Here is a 23,404-nt window from a genome sequence, read left to right as displayed (position 1 = left end):
GCGTTTAGTGCCAACAGGTTCGTTTGTTCCGTTATCGAGTTTATCGTTTCTACTATACTTTGTACGTTCTTGGCGTTGTTTGCGAGTGTTTCTACTTCTTTTTGACTTTCTTTTGTCCTTTCTACCGCTTCTTTCACCGCTTGACTTATACTTTCTATCGTTTTGCTTCCTTCTTCTGCAGCTTTACTCGTTTCATCTGCTTCTTCACTTAATCTTTGCGCGTCTTGGGATACACCTTGTGCTGCCCTTGCCACTTCGTCTACCCCTGAGGTTACTTCTTCTACGTTTCCTGCTGTTTCTTCTGTACTTGTTTGTATCTTGTCCATCTGGTCTTTGAGTTCTTCTGAGTTCTTTCTGCTTTCTTGTGATGATCGTGTTAGACTTTCTGATGCGTTTTCTACTTTGTCTGATGCCTGCCTTATTGACCCCATGGATCTTCTTAATTCTTTACTCATTTCTGATAGAGCATTGGCCATCTGTCCTATTTCGTCTTTGCTTTTACTTTCAAAGTTTACCGTTAAGTCTCCTTTTGAAAGTTTTTTAACTGCATTTGTTAATCGTTCAATTCTATTTCCAAATTGTTTTGTAAATAAATAAGAAACAACAATAATAATGACGATTAGAATTAACAATCCAAACATAACGTTTCTGATAATTTTGTTCAAGCCTAAGTCTAATTCGAAATCTACTTTTTTTGGGGTCAATGAAGGTAGTTCAAAAGATGTTTGTAAAGGGATATTGACTGATGTCTCTAATGTTTGGAATTCTTTGGCAATTTGAAGATATATGCCATCAAATTCATCTATTTGAAAATAAAAACTTCTCAACTGTTTGTTGATTATTTCTTCGGTGATAAATCGCTCATTTAATTTACTTTCGTTTAAAGAAACTTCCTCTTCTGGTAGATTTGAATAAACAACTTTGAAGTCTTTATCGAATAAAGTGATATATGCGTTTAGAAGTTTCGATATTTCCAACAATTTCTGATTATCGAACTCTTCTAATATTACTAAAAATCCATTTACAGTATTTGTAGCAATAGGATCAACAATGGGAAAAATTCCGATAAAATAAGGCGTAGAATCGAAAGACTTACTTTCTATGACTGGAGTCATATAACCAATGTCTAGAATTGTTTTAAATTGGTTATTTAAAAAATCTTCAATATTCAACTCTTTTGTATATTCATATCCTGGTAAATACGTTTCGGCCTTTTTTTGTACTTTATACGAAGCATTTTTTGAAGTTATTTCCAAACCACTCCCAGGAGTATCAGGACTGTTCATGACCCAAAGTTGAATGCCGTTGTACTGCTGAGATGTTACGTAAGGCTCAAGTAAACTGTATCTCTCAATCAGGGAAATAGATTTTGAAGCAGTTTTCTCTTGAATACCCGGAATAGCAGCTATCATTTTTCCTGATTTTTCAAGTGAATTTTTTTGAGTATCTATGAAATTGGTAAAAACTTGACTTAAGGTCTCTAAAGAATTATCAAAAGAATCTGTATAATTTTTTTCTAGTTGTTCAGAAAATTGTGCTTCTATGTTTTTTATTTGATTAGTTAAATAGTCGTTGTATTGGTTTAGTTGCTCTTGAATTAAAGAGTTATATTCATTAATTTGATCCGAATAATCATTATTCAAGGATTCAATCAAAGCCGATACTTGTGCCTCGTTTTGCTCAGAGTTTTTTTGAATGGCATTTGTAATGTATATTACAAAAAACACACTAGGTATCAGAGCGAAAAGAATCAACATAATTCCTATTTTGTTACCAAATTTATTAAACCAATGAACTTTAGATAGGTCAAATTTTTTCATTTGAGTTCCCCCTTCCTGGAATCGTTTTCTTAAAAATTATACCATATCCGAAAAAATTAGTAAACTAAAGTAATATAAAAAGTGAATTTCACTGTTTAATTAATATTTAGAAGGATTTGCTAATTGGATGAAAGTCCAAGCAAAGGAAGAACTTATTCATGCTCATATTTGTTCATGTACAATGGTCAACTAGGTAGTAGGCAGTAGAAGAATTCAATAAAATAGACTATTACAAACAACAGGGAGTTTACTCCCTGTTGTTTGATAGATCTTTCAAGCTTTCCAATACCTCTAAAACATGATCTTTTACTCTTACATTTTCCCATACTTTTTTAATAATTCCATTTGGATCTATCAGAAGTGTTGATCTGACAACTCCCCAATTTTCTTTACCATAATTCTTTTTTAGTTGCCAAACACCAAATTTTTCCAGAATGGAATGTTCAGGGTCACTTAGTAAAATCACTTTTAAATTGTGTTTTTCTTTAAAGTTTGCATGTTTTTCTACAGTATCGGGACTTACCCCAACTATTTGGCAATTATATTTTTTAAAATCTTCTAAGTAGTTTGAAAAATCAACTGCTTCTTTAGTACAACCAGGAGTGTTATCTCGCGGATAAAAATAGAGGACAAGCCATTTTCCAATAAAATCCCTGCTATTAATCTGATTACCATCAACATCTTTAAGTGAAAACTCTGGGATTTTATCACCTATTCCAAAATTTAGATATCTCATTTTAAACCCCTTTCTTTTTTTAAAAGGCGAATCCTCCACCACCTATTCTAAAAGTAATATATGGACCTGTGGGTCCGAAATTTGGTACACTTCCAATGGTTCTTTCGGATAATTTCCAACTACTCACCAAGCCAACAGGTGCATATGTGTACCCTGCTGCCAAACCAATAGCCAAACCTCCGGCTCTCTCATCATCACTAAAAGATAATATGTAATCAGCATTTATTCCTACTTTAAAGATAGGAAATTCGGTATAAAGAGTATTTTCGTTGAAAGTGGACAAAGTGTCTTCAAAATCTGTAGAATCAGGGTCTTGGGAAATTTTCAAGGATATTCCACCACCACCAATACCTCCAAGAACGTACATTCGAAAAGACTGTTTAGAAAAGATCAAATAACCAATATTGAATGTTCCATAACCAATGTCGAGTTGTACCGTTTTCTCACTAGATTTCTTTTTAGTAGCTATACCGTATCCTTCTCCCCCTATTATAAATCTTCCCATTACTCCATAACCCCCACCCCCGTTAGCTAAAGCCACTTCATTTAATTCAGGAAGTCCAGCGGCTTTTAACTGTGTATTTAATTCTTTAACATCAAGCCATTGAGCACCAATATCTCCACCGCCAAGTCCTCCATACTGACCGTTTTTTACTTCTTGTGAAAACACTAAACCTACTAAAAGAATAATCAACGTTATTAACCAAACAGTTTTTTTCATATTTACCCCCCCCATATGTGAAAAATTTTGTTACAGTTGATTTTATAAAAATTAAATGAATTTAAGATAAAAAAATATAAAGGAATATTAAGTTTATTTTAACAACAAATTTGTTTTTTAATATTCATTATTTATTACTTTCTTGAGAAAGTTCGAAATCTACCCCCATAATAAACCAAAAGCGGACAAGTGTCCGCCTTTTGGTTGTATTAATCATGTCATTTTTTCTTTTGAAAAGAAGCAAAAGCCTCTTTCCAGACGTCATATTCTTTAGGCTCAAAAATTTGAAAGTCGAAAGATCTTTTTATTAAGTCCCTTGCTTCTTCAAAGTTTTTTAGAAATTTCAGGGCGTATAACTGGGAAACTAAGTTACCCACTGCGGTTCCTTCAATAGGACCAGTTAAAACAGTGAGTCCTGTTGCATCCGCAATGAATTGACAAAGTAATTTATTTCTGGTTCCTCCACCTACCGCATGAACTCTTTTAAAATCGATTTTCAATATCTTTGATAGTTTTTCTTTAACTTCATTTACTTTGAAGGCAATCCCTTCCAATGCCGTTCTTATAACCTGAGATGTTTCATTTAAAACGGTATCATTATCTTTTATAGACTGCTGAATTATTGCCTGTATCATGTCTTGAGGATTTTGTAAAGAAGGATCATCTACATTGATATAAGAAGAAAATGGTTTTGCATTCTGTGCCATATCTGTAATTTTTTGATAAGTATCGCCGTTATCCGGCAAGTTAAGACTTTTTATAATACCCTGAATTAACCACATGCCTGTAACGTTTGCCAATATTCTAAAGGATCCATCCAAACAACCCTCTGCGGCTAAATTGTTTTCCATGAGTTCTTCGTTGAAGGGGACCTCTTTAACAATAGCACCAGTTAAGCACCATGTTCCTAAGCTAATGAACAAGGTATCTGAGGGATCTGAAGCTATTGCAGCATATGCAGATCCAGTATCATGACTGGCTGGCAGAATTACATCTATGTTTGAATTGTTATTTAATACATCTTTTTTTATTTTACCAATATTCGTACCAGCAGGGACTATTTCAGGTAATATATCAGGAATGTCAAACTTTTTCATTATTTCTTCGTCCCAATTTCTTTTTCTATGATTATAAATTTGAGTAGTTGTAGCCATTGTGAAATCAATAGCTTTTTCACCGGTTAAAAAATAATTTAATAATGAAGGGATCATCAACAGGTCTTTTGATATTTTGACAAAATCTGGAGCGTATTTTTGGTAGGCTAATATTTGGTACAATGTATTGAACGGTTGAAACTGTGTTGGAGAGTGTTCATATATCCATTTCTTGCCAGCTTTTTCTATTGCCTCTTGCATTATATTAGTCTTAAACATATTCCTGTAATGAACTGGATTGTTTATTAAATAACCGTTTTCGTTTAAAAGTCCGAAGTCCACTCCCCAACTATCTATTCCTAAAGATAGAATCTTTTGATCATTTTTTTGAGCTATTTGAATGCTCTCAATTATATGATTGTACAAATTCAAAATGTTCCAATAAGATATTCCATTTATTTCAACTGGGGAGTTTGGAAAACGGTTTACTTCACTCAATATAAGTTTGTCATTATGTATGCTACCTGCCATTACTTTTCCACCTGACGCCCCGAGGTCAATAGCTAAGTGTAGATATTTCAAAATTATCACCTTTTCTTTGAAAATTTTTTAGAATAACTTTCCTGGGTTCATGATGTTATTAGGGTCAAATGCTTCTTTTACCTCTTGCATCCATTTATACTGTTTTGGTTTTGTCTTTTTTAGTAATTCCTTTTTTATGAACCCTACTCCATGTTCCCCGCTTATGGCACCACCCATTTGGGCGGCTTTCATCGCTATTTTTCCAAGTATCTCTTCCGATAAGGTTTTCCATTCATTCGGTGGGAGGTTTTTTGGTTTTAATGGTGCAGGATGGAGGTTACCATCGGCTGCATGCCCTGCAACCGGGATATCTATTTTGAACTCGTTAGATACTTCATTGATGTATTTCATCATTTCAGGAATCTTAGATGTTGGTACTACGACATCTCCAGTTGGTACATATGGATCTACAGCTTTTAAGCTTTCCAACCAGTTTCTTCTCATACGCCATATCTTTTCTGAGTTACTTCTGTTATCTGCTATGAATACATCTTTTGCTCCGTTTTTTTGTAAGGCTTTCCCGCCTTTTTCATACAATTCTTCAATCTCTTGTAAGCTCGTTGCCTCGTATTGAACTATAAGATAAGATTCTACCTCGTCCTGGTATGGTAATTTCATTCCCGTGTATTTTGAAGCATAGTAAATGGATTTCTTGTCTATGAATTCTATTCCTGAGGGTAAACTCTTTGTCTCGACCATTAATGGTGCGACATTGCTTATAGCCTTTTCTACACTTTCAAAGGGAACCAGCAGGTCAACAACTTTTCCTGGCTGGGGTATGAGATTTACGTATATCTTTGTGAATATTCCGAGCGTTCCTTCTGAGCCAATGAAAAGTTGTAATAGGTTGTAACCACTTGAATCTTTCCTTCTTTTTCCTCCATATTCTACTATCTCGCCGTCAGGCATTACCATCTCTAATCCCAATATATGATGAGCTGTGTTTCCATATTTTATTACCTTACTTCCACCTGCATTAGTAGCAACATTACCTCCAATGAAACTCGTTTCTACACTCATAGGATATCCTGCGTAGTATAATCCCTTTTCTGATACAATCCTACATAGATCGTTTGTAACCACACCTGGTTCAACCACAGCAACTAAGTTTTCTGAATCTATTTCTATTATTTTGTTCATTCTCTCAAGTGATATTACTATACCTCCAAATATTGGTATATCCGCCCCAGCCAATCCACTGCCAGCTCCTCTTGGTGTTATGGGGATCATTTCGTTGTTTGCCAGTTTTATTATTTGGGATATTTGCTCTTTGGTTTCCGGTTTTACTACAACCTCTGGCATATTTGCGTAATACTCTCCACCTGATTCGTCGTTTGAATAACTTTTTAGACTTTCTGTATCATCGTATATCAGTAGTGCATCGTTTTTTAATATTTTTCTCAACTTTTCAACAGTAGTGGTAGTTACCTTTCTGTATTCAATCATTTTTATCACCTGATTTTATTTCTTTTTCTAACAGCGGTAGTATATCTAAAGCATCACATACTATTCCAAGATCAGATACCTTGAAAATCGGTGCTTCTGGATCCTTGTTTATCGCTATAATATATTTAGATGACGACATTCCAGCTAAGTGTTGCACCGCACCGGATATTCCAATCGCTATGTACAGTTTTGGGCTAACGGTTTTTCCGGAAAGTCCCACTTGGTGGGAGTAGTCTATCCACCCCATATCTACTACCGCCCTTGTCGCACCGACTGCACCTTTTAATTTTTTTGATAGATTTTGTAAGTATTTGAAGTTCTCGGATTTTTTTAACCCTTTACCCCCAGCTACGATTACATCAGCTTGCTGAAGTGGTTGTACGCTGGTTTTGTCTTTTTTAAATTCTATCCATCTATATTTTGATTGATAGAGTTCTTCATCGTATTTTATTTTTGTTATTTTCCCTTTCCTGTTTTCGTCTTTAGCTAAAGGCAGTTTTGATTTAGGTCTTACCGTAGCCATCTGTGGTTTTGTTATTGTTTTTATCTTTGCCATCACGTTTCCACCTATAGCAGGCCTTATTTGTATCAGTGATCTTGTTTTTTCTTCTATTTCAAAATCTGTACAATCTGCTGTTAAGCCAGTGTTTAATTTTGCAGCAAGAGCAGGCATGAGAGTTCTTCCCTTTGTAGTTGCAGATGCTAGTATTATTTCAGGTTTAAAATCTTCTACCATTTTTTTAAGTATGTTTGTGTGTACATCTGGATAAAAATGTTCTAGTTTTTCATCTTCAACATAGTACACGTTGTCAGCCCCATGTTGAATAAGGCTATCCAAATTTTCCGCTTTGTTTGATATTACTACACTTGATAGTTCAACGTTCAATTTTGTGGCTAAGTCCTTTCCCCATGAAAGCAGTTCGTACGATACCGTTTCTATTTTTCCATCATTTACCTCCGCTATCGTCCATACGCCTTTGTATTCTTGATTCATGATATCACGCCTTTTTCTTTTAGAAAGCTTGTTATTTTTTCTAGGGCTTCTTGTGGAGTTTTTACTACTACTTTTTCACCATTTCTTGATATCTTTGGATAGAATACCTTTACAACCCTTGTTGGAGATCCTTTAAGTCCTAACTTTTCTTCCTCTATTTTTAACTCTTGATTGCTCACTATTTTTATAATACTTTTTTTAGCTTTTAGTTTGTTTTCTAAATTTGGTAATCTTGGTTCGTTTATCTCTTTCACAACTGTTATTAAAGCCGGTAACTGAGTTTGGATGATTTCGTTTCCACCTTCTACAGCCCTTTGAACGGTTATCGTATCGTTTGTAATGTTAATTATCTTGTTGACATAGGTTAGTATAGGGATATCTAACTGTGTTCCAACGGATGGTCCTACTTGACCTGTTTCTCCGTCTGTTGCCCTTTCACCGGCGAATATTATATCGTATTGCTTGTCTTTTAAATATTGAGTCAACGTATAAGCGGTTGCTAAGGTGTCCGCACCTGCAAACTTTCTATCAGTTAACAATACTCCTTCATCACATCCCATTGATATTGCTTCTTTTAGTGCGTATTCTGCTGAAGAAGGCCCCATCGTCACAACCGTTATTTTAGTTTGTGGTGTATTTTCTTTAATTCTTACCGCTTCTTCGACTGCATACATGTCCAATGGGTTGAGTTCGGATTCCAATTCACTTCTTATCATTGTGCCAGTTTCCTCATCTATCTGTACCTTGTCAGTGGAAGGTACTTGTTTGACTAATACACATATTTCCATTAAAGATGGCTCCTTTTCAATTTTTTATCTTTCCAACAACATAAGGTCCTTGAGGAATTACCGCTATCTTGGCGCCGTGCCCTTTTAATTTTAAAGCGTTTTTTAATCCTTCTTCTAAACTGTTGATTTTAGTTGAAAAAGTATACTTGTACTCTTCCTCATCCAACGATGACAACATGAAAATGTTTTTTGTTTTTTCTAATACTTGAGTTAACTTTTGTACCTCCCATTGATCACTTTTGAAAGTTTCAGGAGAATCATGGCTTTTTAAAAATTCTTTTATTCCTTTTTCTTTTACTTCTAAAAGCAATTCTTTAAACTCTTTTTTCCCGATACCTTTTTCGCATTTAGAAGCCATTATTATAACTCCATCAGGTTTTAGAATCTCTGAAGCTTCTACCAAGCCTTTAACGGTTTGATAAAAGTTTTGGTCTAAAGGGTACCCAGCATTTGATGTTATCACTATATCCACAGGTTCCTCTATTTTCACTATTGAATCATATGCTACCATTCTACAACCTACTTCGTGAGCTTGAAAGATATCACCTGCATAAATCCCGGTCACTTCTTTTTTGGCGTTTAAAGAAACATTTACTATGAAATCACAACCAGCCATCATAGCTACTTCTCTAGCCATCTTATCAACAGGGTTATTTTCTAACTGACAACTTTTTGAATTTGGATCTCCCATCGCCTTAACGCCATGAAATACTTTCAAGGTTTCAATGCCAACTATTCCTGGGCAGATTGATTTTCTTCCCCCTGAATATCCTGCCATAAAATGAGGCTCTATTAAACCTGTACAGATTTTTAAGTCCGCTTCTAAATATTTTTTATTCACAATGGCAGGACAACCAGAAGAAGTTTCTCCAATCTTCTTCAATTGAGTATCATCGTAAGCGTCGTGATTAATTATTTTTATATTTTCATCCAAAACTTCTTTACCAACTAATTCTTCAAACATACTTTCTGGGACTGGTTCATGTGAACCATTTGCGATTAAGATTGTTATATTCTCCTTTTTAATGCCAGCAAACCTCAAATCAAAGATTATATAGGGCAAAATAAGAGAATTTGGCACGGGCCTTGTGGTGTCAGAAATAACTATACAGCAGTTCTTTTTCCTCTTAGCTATGGTTGTAAGAGAAGGGGTGCCAAAAGGAAGACCTAACGATTTTATCATCTCAATGTCAAAAGCATCCCCTAAGCCTCTAAATTCCCGCTTTTTTAATAAAGAAACATTTAAATGTTTATCTAAATCTAAGATCTTTTTTTCTTTACCGTAGGGAATTTTAACTTTCATTTTTTCACACCTTCAAAGTTATTTGGGTACAATTTGCTAAAACTGTCGCTTTATACCTGACTCTACAAATTTACCATTTAAAAATAGTTTGTATCTTCTCATTTTTAATACCTTCTATTTTAACTCCTTGGGCTGTTGAATGAGTGACATTTTTCTCTAAATCATCGTATTCAAAAGGGGTAAAAACGTTATTTCTTTTCTAATTCAAAGTAATATTGACCACTACCTAAATTTAAGATTACATTTTCTTCATTATACTCTTTTAGTTTAATATTATTTCTTTCTTTAAAATCTTTAATTTGTTCGTTGTCAAACAATAATTCTCTTTCTTCTTTCAAGTTAAATTCATTCCATAATTTGGGGATAAATAAATCAGCTTCCGTTCCAAAAGGTATTACTACTGAGAGTTTAAATAAATTTTCTCCCTTTTCCCATGAAACCTGAAATTCGCCTATTATTGTTTTAATTTTAGCTGAGGCAAATTTTTCTTCTCCAACTAAATGTGGTTTGATTCTAGCTTTTTTCCAGCCATCTTTTTCTAAAGATATTCCAGCCAAATATTTGTAAAAAAAGGTATCTACAGAACCTAACATAATATGATTTTGTGAGTTCATTCCTCCAGCTTCTAACTTTTCCCACCTCTCCCAAACGGTTGTTGCGCCTTCTTTAATCATGTATCCCCAGCTGGGATAGCTTTCTTGAGTTGCTATTCTAAATGCGAGGTCTGAGTATCCATTCTCACTCAGTACATCGAATAAATACCTTGTTCCCACTATTCCTGTATCTAGGTGAGAATCCTGATGCTCTACAATATTGTTTATCAATTTCTCTAAAATAAATTCTTTTTTATCATTCGGAACCATGTTATAGTATAAAGGAAGAATTTGAGATGTTTGAGAAATTAATCGATCTACCGGTCCAAACATTCTACTTTCGTAACCATAATCTTTAAGAAAGTAGTCATTAAAAGATTTTTTAATGTTTTTAGATAATTCAAAGTAATGTTGAGCATCTTTTTCTTTTCCTAAAACCTCAGCAATTTTTGAAAAGAGGTAAACGTCATTGTAGTAGTACCATGTTGAAGTAAACTCTACAGTGGTCTTTTTAGGAGATATAGCTCCTGGAGGGCACCAATCACCAAATTTGCCCAATTTTTTTAGCAAATTGTTTTCACTACTCTTATGTAAAAGCTCTACGTACTTTTTCATAGATTCGTAGTGATCTGACAAAACTTTTTCATTTTTATAGTATTTATACAAGTACCAAGCTATCGTTATGTAAGCTGTTCCCCATGCGGGATCTGCCGGATAAAGTTTTATATAGGCGGGTACAACGTCAGAAATTGAGCCATCCTCTTTTTGTGATAATTTTATCTCTTGAAGATAATTTTCATAAAAAAGGCTCATATCAAAATTGTATATCGCTTCTTCCGCAGATAATTGTGCATCTCCCATCCATCCAAATCTTTCGTCTCGCTGAGGGCAATCTGTGGGAATACTATGTAGGTTACTCAATTGTCCCCACAATATATTTTTATGGATTTTATTTATAAGTTCATTTGAACAGTAAAAATCACCAACCTTTTCTACATCCGAATGAATAAAGCGTCCTTCTATATTTTCTATTGTAGGAACAAATGGGGATCCGCTTACTTCCACATATCTAAAACCATGGTAAGTGAATCGTGGTTCGTAGCTTTCTTTACCTTCGCCTTTTAGGATATATATATCTGTAGCTTCAGCTTTACGAAGTGTATTAGTTTTTAAAGAGCCATCTTCATTGACTAGTTCGCTATGTCTTAGTTTTAATTGCGTACCTTTAGGACCAGATACATTAATTTTTACCCAACCCGTAAAGTTCTGACCAAAATCATATACGAATACACCTGGTTTTAAGGTGTACATTTTTATGGGTTTGAGAATTTTTGTGACTCTAATTGGTGGCATATTTTGGTATCTCAAATTTGGGCCTTCTGTAACTTCTACTTCTTCCCAATTTGAAGCATCAAACTGGTAAGTGCACCAACCTGGCATTTCTAATGTTCCGTCGTATTTTTCACCGTAATATATTCCATTTTCCTGTAATGGTCCATGAGATGAACCCCAACTTTCATCACTTAATATATATTCTTTTTCTCCATTTACGTATTCGATCAATATTTGAGTTATAAGTTTTGGTTTCGAATATCCAAATTGTTCCAAATGTCTTCCGTTACCTAAAATCACTCCTATACAATTCTGCCTTTTAAGAAAGGAAGTAATATCGTAAACATTAAACAAAGCTTCTTTGGAATATTCTGATTGTCCAGGGTCAAGAACATTATTTCCTACTTTTTCTCCATTTAGATAAAGTTCATAGACCCCTAGCCCGCTAATATATGCTCTAGCACTCTGTACCTCATTTTTAATTTCAAATGTTTTTCTAAAATACCCAGCATGGTAATGTTTGAATTTTTCTGTGCTAAAATCACCTGCAGAATAGAAGGTTTTTAAATCTTTTTTTGTAATCCATTTTGCTTTCCAATCACTTTTGTTCAAAGGTCCTGTTTCAAAAAAAGATACTTTACTCCAATTGCTTTCCTCTCCTTTTTCATCCCATATTTTAACTTTCCAGTAATACCTTTTGAAACTTTCCAATTCTTCACCGCTATAGTAGCAGTAATTATCTTCACTTTCGATTTTATGAGTATCCCATATATTTCCTTCATCTTGTTCAATGAGTTGTTGAGATGATGATACTAAAACTCGATAGGCACTTTGTTTTTTTCTCCTTTCACTGGTTTCAACTACCCACGACAGCCTGGGCCTTGTATCTTTTAAGGCTAACGGATTTATAGCGTATGTTGTATACATATTTCTAACATCAATTTTCATATTGGTTTCTCCTTTTGATACAAAAAAATGTTTTTATCCTATTTCTCTCAGATGGCTAACAAATCAATTTAATATGCCGATTCTCTTTCCCTTACCATTTTCCAGTACTCATCACACTCCTTTACGTATTTTATTGTATCCTCAGGTAATCCTTTTTCTTTTCTCACCTCCCTTAAGATTTCCCTTACATCTGTTTCATAGGCTTCTTTTAAAGTCTCTTCTGACGCTACAACGTCATGATTTTCTTGAGCTTGTTTCAATTTTTCATAATCCACTAGTAGAGACTTTGCATAGGTGATTTGTAGATTATTTAAGGACTGTACCACAGCAAGGATTTTTGGTTTTACATTGTGACTTTGATCTAATACCAAGCTGATTTTTTGGTTTTGACTTTCTGCAGAAAGATCAAAAAATTTGTTGAGCTCAACGAAGATTAGAAATAATTCATATGGATTGAGAGAACCAACAGTTAAATCATCATCTGCGTATTTTCTTGAATTGAAGTGAAATCCACCTAACTTATTTTTTTGAGATAACAAAGAAACTATAAATTCAATGTTCGTTCCTTGGGGATGATGGCCTAAATCAACAAGTACCTTCACATTTTCACCTAATTCTTTCGACAACATATATGAAGTTCCCCAATCGAATAGTAGTGTTGAATAAAAGGCAGGTTCAAAGAATTTATATTCTAAAAGCATAGTCATATCTTTTTCTAAATGTTTTGTAATTTGTTTTAATGAATCTTCCAGTAATTCAAAAGATTTATTGAAATCAATCTGTCCAGGATAATTAGAACCATCTGGGATCCACATGGATAAAATTTTTGAATTTGTTTGTTTCATTATTTCTATACATTCAAAGGTTTGATCAATAGCTTTTTGCCTTATTTTTAAGTTAGAATTACTTAGTGAACCAAATAGGTAGTCTTCGTCTTCAAAATAATTTGGATTTACTGCACCTATTTTTACCCCTTTTTCTTCTGCGTACTCTTTTAAAACCTTATAATCTTCAACTTTGTCCCACGGTATATGTATTGCAACAGCAGATACAGCATCGGTTATTTTGTTTACAAATGCAGCGTCATCAATTTTTTCATAAACATTTCTGGCTTCACCAGGAATATGAAAAGCATGAAATCTTGTTCCAGATTTTCCAAACCCCCATGAGGGGACTTCTACTTTAAAATTTTTTATTTTTTCTTTTATCTCAATTAACTCCATCATTGTTCCTCCTTGTTTCTTCTGAAAAATTCTTTGAATGCAGTTATTTTTTCTTCTGGTATTTCATTCACATTAGAATAAAGTTTTGAAATGAATGAAACTTGAGCAAGGAATTCTAAAGTTTCCAGTTTTACATAGGCTTCACTCATGTCTTTTCCTGCAACGGTAACACCATGGTTTTGGAGAACGAATACACGAGATCCTTTTTCTAAACCTTCATTAAAAGCATCTGCAAATTCCTGGGTTCCAGGCATTTGATATGGTATATAGGTTATCGGATCCAATACTAAAGAAGATTCTGGAAGAGCGTTTATTGGTAATTTCTCAAAAGTAATTGCAAAAGAGGTAGCGTATATTGAGTGAGCATGAATAATTGCGTTTACATCATTTGCTTTTTCGTATATTTTTATATGCATTTTTCTTTCTGAAGAAGGTTCTTTAAGTCCGTCGATTTTGTTCCCGTTTTTATCTATGGTGATGATATCTTTCTCTGTTAAAAAGTGTTTTATAGTTGATGTTGGAGTGATATATATTTTGTCTCCATATTTTATACTCATATTTCCGCCCGTTCCATCCGTCAGTTTTCTGTCCCATACTAATTTTGCAAATTCTGCAACTTCTTTTTTTAATTGGTCTTCTAACATTTTGTAGCCTCCTGTGTTTTTATTTTTAGAATTGATATTTCTAAATTTAATATTATATTTTTGTAAAATATGATCATTCTATGATAATATTATGATATAATTTCAACATAGTATATCAGTAATTTTGCTAAATACAAAACTAACATAATCAAAGTTTTTTTGAGTTATTCGCAAATAATTCATTATAATCGACCGTAATCGGATTTCTTGCATGATTTTAAACTTTTTAATTTTTCTTTAAAAATATTTATATAAGACATCGATGGAGAGTGATTTTAATGACAAAAGTTATGAGGCAGGATAAAATTTTAGAAATTTTAGAGAGAGAAAAATCTGTTAATATAGAAGATTTGGCGGAAGAGTTGGATGTATCTATGGTAACTTTGAGAAGAGATATTTCAGAGCTTTATAAAAAAGGACTAATTGAGAAATTCTACGGAGGCATAAGAATCAAGAAAAATAGTTTATCCGAAGCTCGATTTTTTGAGAGAATGAAGCTTAATCAGGATAAAAAGGAAAAGATTGCTGAGTTAGCTTTAAAATTCATAAATCGAGATTCAACATTGTTTTTGGATGCTAGTAGTACTTCTTATATTTTAGCTCAGAAGATAGCTCAAAAAAAAGAGTTTTTAAACATTGTGACTAATAATCTGTACACCGCATTGGCACTCAGTGAGAATCCTACTCACAATGTTGTAGTTGCGGGTGGAACTTTAGATAACAAAAATGGTGTAACTACTGGTGTTATCCCCGAGAATATGATGAAAGAAATCCGTGTAGAAAAAGCCTTTTTTTCTTGTAGCGCTTTTTCTTTTGAAGAAGGCGCATTTGAGCATCTTCCACAAAGTGCAAGTATCAAAAAGATTGTGGGAGAAAATTGTAATGAAATATATATGCTTGTCGATAGTTCTAAGTTTGGTAAAAAATCAATAATGAAAACATTTGAAATAGAAGAAATAGATAAATTTATCACTGACACTTATAACGAGAATTTATACAAAATCTTTGCAGATAGGTTTGTTTATTAAATAAAGGGGGCATTTGCCCCCTAAAATAAACTATTTTTTGCTGTAGTGCTTCCTCATTTCTTCGTTACCTGGCAATGCAAGAATTTCATCGATAACTTTTACTACCTGGTCGTAAGATTTTGTACGTGGATCTCTGATCAAGAATTCTTCGAGTACTTTTTTATCTCCAGTTAGGAATGCTTCTAATGCCCATTCCATCCTCATAATTCTTGGGTATAAGTACATCTTTTTAATTCTTTCTGGAAATGGCGGATCTATTTTGTAACGATGGATTCCATCTTTGTCTGCATACACAGGAATTTCGACGGCTACATCGTCTGGAATGCCAGGTATAGTACCATTATTCGGTAAATTGAGAACAAGATCTACTTTTTCATCGTTTAATAAGGCATTTGCTAACAATATATGTTGTTCACCGCTTTTCTTTTGCGGATCTAACAAGCTGTATATTTCTTTTGTGAATTCTTCTTTTACATCGTTTTTGGTTTGAGAGATTATCTCGTTGAGTGAATCTTTTGAAAGTAATTTGGCGTTTTTATTCTCTTGGAAATATTTGGCAACTTTTTGCATTGCTAATGCAATCTCTGCTTGTCTGTCTTGATACCATTTCCATCCTAATTCTGAATCAACGCCTCCCCATGGCTCTCCAAACCATTTTTTCTTTGTTTCAAGGTTGTAATGGTATTTCCAACTTCCGTTCCTGACTGTGTCTCCAATGGGCATTTTTCCATAGAATTCATACATATCTTTTGCAACGGGAGAGAGTTGATCGTCGAATGGATTGGTGGGTTTGAAATTTTTAACCTCTTTTTCTAATAGTTCATCAATGAGTGGATAGGCATCTTTTCCTTCGTACATGAATTTTGTTAACCATATTCCATGGTTTACACCTGCTACTTGCCATTCGACTTTTTCCGCATCTAAACCTAATTTTTCAATTATATGGTCTACTCCATGATGTCCATGGCATATTCCAACCATGTTTATGGGGACCGTTCTTGTTATTAAATTAGTTAATTCGAAGACAGGGTTTGCCGCCTGCAAAAGCCATGCCTTAGGAGATATCCTTTCAATAGCTTTTGCAACATCGTGCATGAACTTTAATTGGTTGAAATTACTTATTGTGTAATAATCTGAAACCATGTTGAATTCTTGTGAGTCTATTCCTCTGTAATATCCGTATTTTTCTGAAATTTTTCTTACTTGTTCAAAGTAACTGTGTCCTCCAACAAGGGCTGTATTTACAACAAAACTTGAGTCTTTTATTGCATCTTCGATGTTTGTTGTAGTTTCAAATCTCAAATCTGCTCCGAACTCTTCTGCAAATTTTTTAGCAAGCATATGTACTGCATTCAATCTGTCTTTGTCTATATCCATTAAGGATACTAGGCTTCCTGATAATCCCTTTGTTTTACAAAGGTCAGTAACCAATCTCAAAGAAAATGCAGCACTTCCTGCTCCAATAATTCCTAACTTGATAGCTGTCATTTACCTTTTTCCTCCTTTGTAAGTTCTTTAATTATGTGGATTTCCTTATCACCAATCTAGGTGGTAGAAAAATTTGATCCAAATTATACTCGGTGTGTGCATTCGTTTTTTCAATTTTTTTGATTAATATATCAACGCTTTTTCTACCGATTTCTCGTGTGGGTTGCGCGACGCTGGTTAACGGTGGATTTGTTAAATTACAAATTATGGTGTTATCAAAACCTACTACCGCTACATCATCTGGAACTTTCATTTTATTTTTTATCAAAATATTGATCACTTTTGTTGCTATAATATCGTTTATAGTGTAGACTGCTGTTATATTATTATCTATAATTTTTGTTAATAACTTTTTTTCACTGCTTTTTGTGAAATCAGATATCTCCTCAGGAGCCACTAGATAATTGTCTTCGTTAAAATTCAAATTGTTAGCTATGATTTCTTCATAAAATCCTTTTAACTTTTTATCTTTTAAATATCCAATATATCCGATGTTTATGTGCCCTTTATTTATTAGATATTTAGCAACGATTTTTCCCGCCAAATAGTGATCAACCGTTACATAATCAAAACCGTCTAAATCTTGGGCACATATAACAGTAGGTAAGATTGATTTGATTTTAGTTATATGTTCAACATGAGACAGATCCGTTGGATTTATGATTAATCCGTCAACTCTTCTACTTAAAAGCATTTCTATTTGTTCTTTTTCTCTTTGAAGGCTACCATAAGTGATTGACAGAACAATGTTATAATGATAGTAATTTGCTTCTTCTTCTAAGGATTCTAGTATTTCTGGGAAATAAGGGTTCGTTAATTCGGGTAGTACTATTCCAATAAGAAAGCTTTTATTTTTGACAAGGCTTCGAGCCATTCTATTTGGTTGATAATTGTATTTTCTAATGTATTCTAAAACTTTTCTTTTGATTTCAGGATTGACGTTAGGATTATTATTTATCACCCTTGAAACAGTTGATTGAGAAACTCCAGCCATTTTGGCAATTTCTTTCATTGTTTTCATAAAAATTTTCTCCATTTCCTTTAAAATCATGAATTCGATTTATCTAAGAAGTACTCGAATTACTTTAAATACTTTCTGAATACGTATTCTTATTTTATCAGAATTATATTATTTTATCAAATCCGATTAGAGATAATTAGAGGCGATTAAAGAGATTTAGGATTGATTATACTGTAAAAGCTTTGTTTTTCAGCCAATTCAATAAAAGCTTAGTTATTTGAAGAAGTTTCGAGGGAGGAGTGAAATTAAGCGATGAAATGTATATGAAAGGAAAGAGATTTTTTCCAAAAAGTATTGATTACTTTATTAGGTGAAATATCAGATCAATAAATTTCTTTTCTTTCTCTTCATTCCATATAAATTCTTTTTGATGTTTTTCAACGTTTTTTATGATGCTTGCGTAATTTTTGCATGCGTTAGTAATCTTTTCAACACTTTCTTCCAAGTTAGCTGGATTTATAACTACTCCTAAGCCTAAATTTTCTACCTGTTTAGCCATTGACACAAAAGACTCTTTTACAATAACAGGGGTACCTGCAGCTAAGGAATCATAAAACTTGTGAGGCAAAGCGTAAATGTCGTTTTTATAATCTCTGTTTTTGACGGTGTTGTAAGAAATTAAAGAAAACATGGCTTTGGATAGTTCATTCATCATTTCATCGTAAGGTAAGAAATTTGTATATTCATGGGCTATGTCCATAAACTCTTTTGAATCCATTCCTATAACCTTGAATTTAAAACCCTTTTCGATTAAAGATTTTAGGATTTTTTTCTCATCTTCTATCTTTCTTGTTACTTTACCAACTAAGACAATTTCTTTTCTCTTTTTTTGAGTATCGGGTTTTATAATAAAATTTGCGTAATTTGGTATAATATACGTTTTTTCTTTATCTACGTTCGTTTTGTCAACAACATCATTTCTTGTTTCTTCTGAAACGAAGATTGCCAGATCTGAGAGTTCTAATTGCTTTTTAAAGAGCCTCCAGACCGCTTTTGCTTTTAAATTTCCAATAATTCCTTCTAATTCTGCTAAAAAATTTTCTGGATGATATTCGTGAATATCGTAAACGACTTTTTTATTTCTTTTTTTTGCTATTTTAAAGGGCTCCAAAGGTCTGCTTGCTAGAAAATGATGCATGTATAAGATGTCGTAATTTTCTTCAGATACCAAATCGCATATTTTTTTATCAAGAGGCCTTCTATTAATAAGCTTTTTTAATGGATTGCCTTTTGTCTCTTTGATTTCTTTTATGGGTATGTATTCAATATTTCCATCTATATATTCTTTTTCGTCCTTGTTGGTCCAGTATTGGTAAATAATCTCATGAACTTTAGAAAGAGTTTTAACTGTTCTATATACTCTTTTGTCAAATTTTGGGTGCATGTAACCAATGATTAGTATTTTCATAAGATTTCACCTTCAAAAATGGATATTTTAGATAGCTTATCAATTCTCTACGGAAAATTGTATTTAGTAAATGTTTTTATATAAAAGTATAGTATTACAAAACAGGATAAATAACTCGACTTACTATCCTATTATCTTTATTATCTTTACTATTTTTTCCCCTGTTTTTCCATCTCCGTATATGTTTTCTACATTTGAAGATATTTCGTTGCTCATTATATGATGAAACTTATTTTTGATTTCCGCAGGTTCACTTAGTACATTCCAACCTGCTTGTGTTAACTCTCTCCAGCCTGTGTCTGGCATAACAACTATCGTTCTTTTCTCTGCAAAGTATGTTTCTTTTTGCAACCCTCCACTGTCTGTTAATACAAGAATGCTCTTTTGTATCAATCCCATCATATTTAAATAATCAAGAGGTTCTATCAATTGAATATTTTTTGTGTATTTGTTAAGATTGAATTCATCTATTCTCTTTTTGGTTCTTGGATGTATGGGAAAAACAACCTTTATTTCTTTTGTTATTTTGTCTAACTCTTTCAAAATACTCTCTAGTTTTTCTTTACTGTCTGTGTTGAAATCCCTATGAATCGTAGTGACTATGTATTTATTTTCTTCCAAATTCAATTTGTCTATAATATCTTCTTTGAAATATGGCTTCATCTTTAAAAAGAGATCGTACATTATATCTCCTGTGAAATACACTCCTTCAGTGATACCTTCTTTTTTTAAGTTATTTACAGCTAGTTCAGAAGGGCAAAATAAGTATTTCGATATATGATCCGTTAATACTCTATTTATCTCTTCAGGCATGTCTTTTGGTTCTTGTCTTATCCCTGCTTCCACGTGTGCAACAGGGATCTTTAATTTTGCTCCAACTATTGCTCCTGCTAATGTAGTATTTGTATCTCCATATACTAATATAATATCTGGATGTTCTTTTAATACGACCTTTTCAAATTCTATCATTGTCTTAGCCGTCATCTAGGCATGCGTTGCTGAACCTACGCCTAAATTGTAATCAGCTTTTCTTATGTTTAAAACTTGAAAGAACACATCAGACATATTGAAGTCGTAATGTTGTCCAGAATGAACTAAGATTTCTTTTATTCCTTTTTTCTCAAATTCTTTATTTAGAATCGCTTCTTTTATTATCTGTGGGCGAGCTCCTATTAAACTGATTAGTTTCATGATAGTTCCTCCGTTTTTAACGTATTATGTATTTTAGTTAACGGCTTTTGCTGTTATTATTATCTCTGATTTATTATATCATAAGAAACAACTGCTTTCTACATGAAGCTAATGTGAGATATAGAATTAAAAGGAAAGTTTATTTGTTATAATTATGAATATGTGACTTATTAAGATATATAGATTTCCTCACTGGGGAGGTTTTTGTATGATCAATACGTTGTTTAAATCGTTTTTGTTTTTGCTTTCGTATCTGCCTCTTTTTGTTATCTTTGCCATTAATAATTTTGGGAACGTTTTGTTCTTATTTTTTAGTATTTTTTCGATTTTTGTTTTTGTTGTTTCTTTGGTTCTTTTTATTTCTGCTAAGAATAATGCCGAGGAAAAGTTCATTAAATTTGAGAAAGTAGAATCGCAGAATGTGAGATTATTGGATTATATTTTTGTTTATATCTTGCCTTTTATCAATATGGGTGGCATAAAAGAATTGATTTCTTTTACCATAATCGTTTTTATCGTAGGCAATATTTATGTAAAAACGGATTTAATTGTTATAAACCCTGTCCTTTCTTTATTTGGCTATAGTATTTACAAGGTTTATCTTATGGACGGACGAGAAAAGAGTATGCGGTCCGCTTGGTTGATTTCAAAGTCAATAACCGAAGGAATGAAATTAAAAGAGTTTTCCAAAGATATTTATTTGGGGATGGGTGGCAAGAGATGAATAAAGTTAATTGGGATGAGATTTTAGAGAATATCTTTTTAAAAGAGAATTTAGAATCTCTTAGAGAGTTAATAGATACTTCAGAGGATTTCATAATGGATGTTTTTATCCAAAATGAGAAAGACGAGATATTTTGGTTGAAAAATGAAGATCCCTTCTTTTTCAAGAGCATTTTTCTGGCCTCTGCTGACGAGTTTTTAAATGATTTAATCAACAAAGAGTCAAACAAGGTAGATGAGTACGAGACAGTCATTCATGACAGGAGTTTTTTGTATCTAAAAGATGTTAAAGAGAATGTGAGTGATGTTGGGGATATTGTTGAGATTATTCGTGAAGGTAAGTATATAAAAAATTATTCTAATGAAGAGTTGGAAACGATTAAGAAGTTCAAACTGATAGTAAAATTGTACAGTAATGAGTTGAATGATTTTTTGTTGGGTATTCAATATTTAACAGCTTCCAAAATCTTTAAAGATAAAAGAATTTTAGCCCTTACTGCACGTAAAATTCAACCTTTAAAAGAACGACTTTTCATAATTCCTAAAAATAGTTTTGATTACATGGTTGTTGGAGATACTGTCTTAATTAGAAATCTGACTTATTTTGAAAGAGATTTCGGGTTTTACAAGAAATATGAAGAGGCTAAAGATGAAGTTATCGAGGGAATAAAAAGAGAGGAGAATCTTTTTGGTAAGGATATTAAATTAAAAGGTATCGATTATTTTAGTGAGAAAATCAAAAATAAACCTTTGTATTTGAAGAGGTTTTATAAGGTTATAAAAAAAGGTAATTATAAGAAATTTGAGTTTTCAAAGGTTAAGGAGATAATAGATGATTTCAATCTAAAAGTTAAGTTTGATGAGAGTAATAAATGTATTGATTTAGGCGAAGAGACTTCTATTAAAGATTTTTTGCAACTCTACGACGAACTGTATTATAGATCTGATTTGTCAGGCAATAGAATGGTAGCAAGTGAAAATAGCCCTTATAAAGAGTAATATTTTTCTTTCAAAAATTCAACGATTCTTTGAGATGCCTTTCCATCTCCAAAAGGGTTGTTTGCTTTGCACATTTGAGCATATTTTTCTGTTTCTAATTCTTTCATGGCTTGATACACTTTTTCTTCTTGTGTTCCAATTAATTTTGCTGTTCCTGCTTCTATTGCCTCTGGTCTTTCCGTTGTTTCTCTTAAAACCAGCGTTGGCTTGCCCAATGTGGGAGCTTCTTCTTGTATCCCTCCCGAATCTGTCATGATGTAATAACTTTCGTCCATTAACGCTATGAATTCTAAGTATTCAACAGGATCTATTAGTATGGCTTTTTCTTCATTCCCAAGTATTTTATACACAGTTTCTCTCACTATCGGATTTAAGTGAACTGGAAATACTATGTACATTTCTTTGTTTTCGTGTAGATATCTTTTTATTGCTTTCATCACGTTTTCTATCGGTTTTCCCCAGTTCTCCCTTCTATGCATCGTTACTAAGATAAACTTTTTGTTCTTTATGTTGTACTTTTCTTTAATCTTTTCTATATCTTTATTTTTGTTTTCTTTTACCCATAGTAATGCATCTATAACTGTGTTCCCAGTTACTATTATGTTTTTTTCTTCTACCCCTTCTTTTAGTAAGTTATCTTTTGCCTTTTGGGTAGAGGCAAAGTGGTGCTTTGCAATTGTGCCTGTTAGTCTTCTGTTCATTTCTTCTGGGAAAGGGTTGTATATATCGTTCGTTCTTAAACCTGCTTCTACGTGGCCAACAGGTATTTTGTTGTAAAAAGCAACGAGACTTGCTACAAATGAGGAGGTTGTATCCCCTTGTACTAGTATGTAATCGAATGGTTCAATTTTTAGTATTTTATCTATCTCTGTAACTAGTTTTGAAGTTAGTTGGGGTAGAGTTTGGTTTTTTGTCATTATATTTAAGTCGTAGTCTGGTTTTATTTCAAAAAGATTCAACACTTGATCGAGCATTTCTCTGTGTTGAGCGGTTGCTATTACTTTAACTTCCATATTTTCTTCTTTCATCTTTTTGTATAATGGTGCCATTTTTATTGCTTCTGGCCGCGTTCCAAATATCATTGCTGTTTTCATTAAAAAAAGCTCCTTTTTATTAACTTATAATGCCTTTAGAAACTCTAAAACTTGTGTTAGCGCTCCTTTGCCCCGATCCCCACCCTTTTAGGGAAAAGATGAGCAAAGCTCTACCCTATAACTCACCATGTAATGTAATTATATCATAATATATGTTTTAGGGGTAATTGTTTTTTTGCCTGTTAATCTAACATAGAAGATACTTTGAGCTTCTTTGTTAAAAGATAA

The 23,404-nt window shown here is 33.0% G+C and carries 18 protein-coding genes and 1 pseudogene; 3 read left to right on the top strand and 16 right to left on the bottom strand.

All coding sequences use genetic code 11. The annotated features are described in order from the left end of the window. From X927_RS10305 to X927_RS02595, 11 genes are all read right to left on the bottom strand, one after another. Positions 1–1,820: methyl-accepting chemotaxis protein (locus X927_RS10305; protein ID WP_103076563.1), on the bottom strand; the 1,820-nt coding region annotated here is incomplete at its 3' end. 247 nt (positions 1,821–2,067) lie between these two features. Continuing rightward, positions 2,068–2,556, bottom strand: coding sequence for a thioredoxin-dependent thiol peroxidase (gene bcp / locus X927_RS02640; protein ID WP_103076562.1), 489 nt, complete (start codon positions 2,554–2,556; stop codon positions 2,068–2,070). A 19-nt stretch (positions 2,557–2,575) separates the two neighbouring features. Then, entirely contained in the window at positions 2,576–3,277 is a 702-nt protein-coding gene (locus tag X927_RS02635) for a hypothetical protein (RefSeq protein ID WP_103076561.1), read from the bottom strand. A gap of 218 nt (positions 3,278–3,495) precedes the next feature. Then, entirely contained in the window at positions 3,496–4,962 is a 1,467-nt protein-coding gene (locus X927_RS02630) for a rhamnulokinase (RefSeq protein ID WP_281255669.1), read from the bottom strand. Positions 4,963–4,980: 18 nt separating this feature from the next. Beyond that, entirely contained in the window at positions 4,981–6,399 is a 1,419-nt protein-coding gene (locus tag X927_RS02625; RefSeq protein WP_103076559.1) for an FAD-binding oxidoreductase, read from the bottom strand. Next, positions 6,392–7,393, bottom strand: coding sequence for an electron transfer flavoprotein subunit alpha/FixB family protein (locus X927_RS02620; RefSeq protein WP_103076558.1), 1,002 nt, complete (start codon positions 7,391–7,393; stop codon positions 6,392–6,394). Before X927_RS02620 ends, X927_RS02625 begins: the two co-directional genes overlap by 8 nt. After that, positions 7,390–8,181, bottom strand: a complete 792-nt coding sequence (locus tag X927_RS02615) for an electron transfer flavoprotein subunit beta/FixA family protein (RefSeq protein WP_103076557.1) — start codon at positions 8,179–8,181, stop codon at positions 7,390–7,392. Before X927_RS02615 ends, X927_RS02620 begins: the two co-directional genes overlap by 4 nt. Before the next feature lie 16 nt (positions 8,182–8,197). Then, the gene (locus tag X927_RS02610) at positions 8,198–9,484 is read right to left on the bottom strand and encodes a nickel-dependent lactate racemase family protein (RefSeq protein WP_103076556.1); all 1,287 of its coding nucleotides are present in this window, start codon (positions 9,482–9,484) and stop codon (positions 8,198–8,200) included. 188 nt (positions 9,485–9,672) lie between these two features. Then, the gene (locus X927_RS02605) at positions 9,673–12,357 is read right to left on the bottom strand and encodes an alpha-L-rhamnosidase (RefSeq protein WP_103076555.1); all 2,685 of its coding nucleotides are present in this window, start codon (positions 12,355–12,357) and stop codon (positions 9,673–9,675) included. A gap of 68 nt (positions 12,358–12,425) precedes the next feature. Next, positions 12,426–13,580, bottom strand: a complete 1,155-nt coding sequence (locus tag X927_RS02600; protein WP_169925105.1) for a TIM barrel protein — start codon at positions 13,578–13,580, stop codon at positions 12,426–12,428. Beyond that, positions 13,580–14,224, bottom strand: a complete 645-nt coding sequence (locus tag X927_RS02595; RefSeq protein ID WP_103076553.1) for a class II aldolase/adducin family protein — start codon at positions 14,222–14,224, stop codon at positions 13,580–13,582. The genes X927_RS02600 and X927_RS02595 overlap by 1 nt, the downstream gene beginning before the upstream one ends. A 278-nt stretch (positions 14,225–14,502) precedes the next feature. Between X927_RS02595 and X927_RS02590 the strand changes: the two genes are divergently transcribed. Continuing rightward, positions 14,503–15,252, top strand: a complete 750-nt coding sequence (locus X927_RS02590; RefSeq protein ID WP_103076552.1) for a DeoR/GlpR family DNA-binding transcription regulator — start codon at positions 14,503–14,505, stop codon at positions 15,250–15,252. Positions 15,253–15,282: 30 nt separating this feature from the next. Here the strand turns inward: X927_RS02590 and aglA are convergent, their stop codons facing one another. The 4 genes and pseudogenes from aglA to wecB (X927_RS02570) all read right to left on the bottom strand — a co-directional run bounded on the left by aglA (position 15,283) and on the right by wecB (X927_RS02570) (position 20,360). Then, positions 15,283–16,740, bottom strand: coding sequence for an alpha-glucosidase AglA (gene aglA, locus X927_RS02585; protein ID WP_103076551.1), 1,458 nt, complete (start codon positions 16,738–16,740; stop codon positions 15,283–15,285). 31 nt (positions 16,741–16,771) lie between these two features. Then, positions 16,772–17,761: a LacI family DNA-binding transcriptional regulator gene (locus X927_RS02580; protein WP_169925104.1), complete on the bottom strand. Its 990-nt coding sequence runs from the start codon at positions 17,759–17,761 to the stop codon at positions 16,772–16,774. 298 nt (positions 17,762–18,059) lie between these two features. Continuing rightward, on the bottom strand, positions 18,060–19,169 hold the full coding sequence (locus tag X927_RS02575) for a glycosyltransferase (protein WP_103076549.1): 1,110 nt from the start codon (positions 19,167–19,169) through the stop codon (positions 18,060–18,062). A gap of 123 nt (positions 19,170–19,292) precedes the next feature. Continuing rightward, positions 19,293–20,360 (bottom strand): annotated as a pseudogene (gene wecB / locus X927_RS02570) (non-hydrolyzing UDP-N-acetylglucosamine 2-epimerase). Positions 20,361–20,568: 208 nt separating this feature from the next. On the opposite strand from wecB (X927_RS02570), the gene X927_RS02565 reads away from it, so the two are divergent. After that, positions 20,569–21,084 (top strand): hypothetical protein, encoded by a 516-nt coding sequence (locus X927_RS02565; protein ID WP_103076548.1) that lies wholly within the window; start codon positions 20,569–20,571, stop codon positions 21,082–21,084. Next, positions 21,081–22,082 (top strand): Kiwa anti-phage protein KwaB-like domain-containing protein, encoded by a 1,002-nt coding sequence (locus X927_RS02560; protein WP_103076547.1) that lies wholly within the window; start codon positions 21,081–21,083, stop codon positions 22,080–22,082. Before X927_RS02565 ends, X927_RS02560 begins: the two co-directional genes overlap by 4 nt. On the opposite strand, the gene wecB (X927_RS02555) is transcribed toward X927_RS02560, so the two are convergent. Continuing rightward, positions 22,070–23,176, bottom strand: coding sequence for a non-hydrolyzing UDP-N-acetylglucosamine 2-epimerase (gene wecB / locus X927_RS02555; RefSeq protein ID WP_103076546.1), 1,107 nt, complete (start codon positions 23,174–23,176; stop codon positions 22,070–22,072). The genes X927_RS02560 and wecB (X927_RS02555) overlap by 13 nt on opposite strands. Positions 23,177–23,404: the final 228 nt, after the last annotated feature.

The organism is Petrotoga mexicana DSM 14811 (genome assembly GCF_002895565.1).
GTDB classification, from domain to species: Bacteria; Thermotogota; Thermotogae; order Petrotogales; family Petrotogaceae; genus Petrotoga; species Petrotoga mexicana.
Note: the sequence above shows the minus strand (reverse complement) of the source record. Positions and strands in the feature narration are given on the sequence as shown.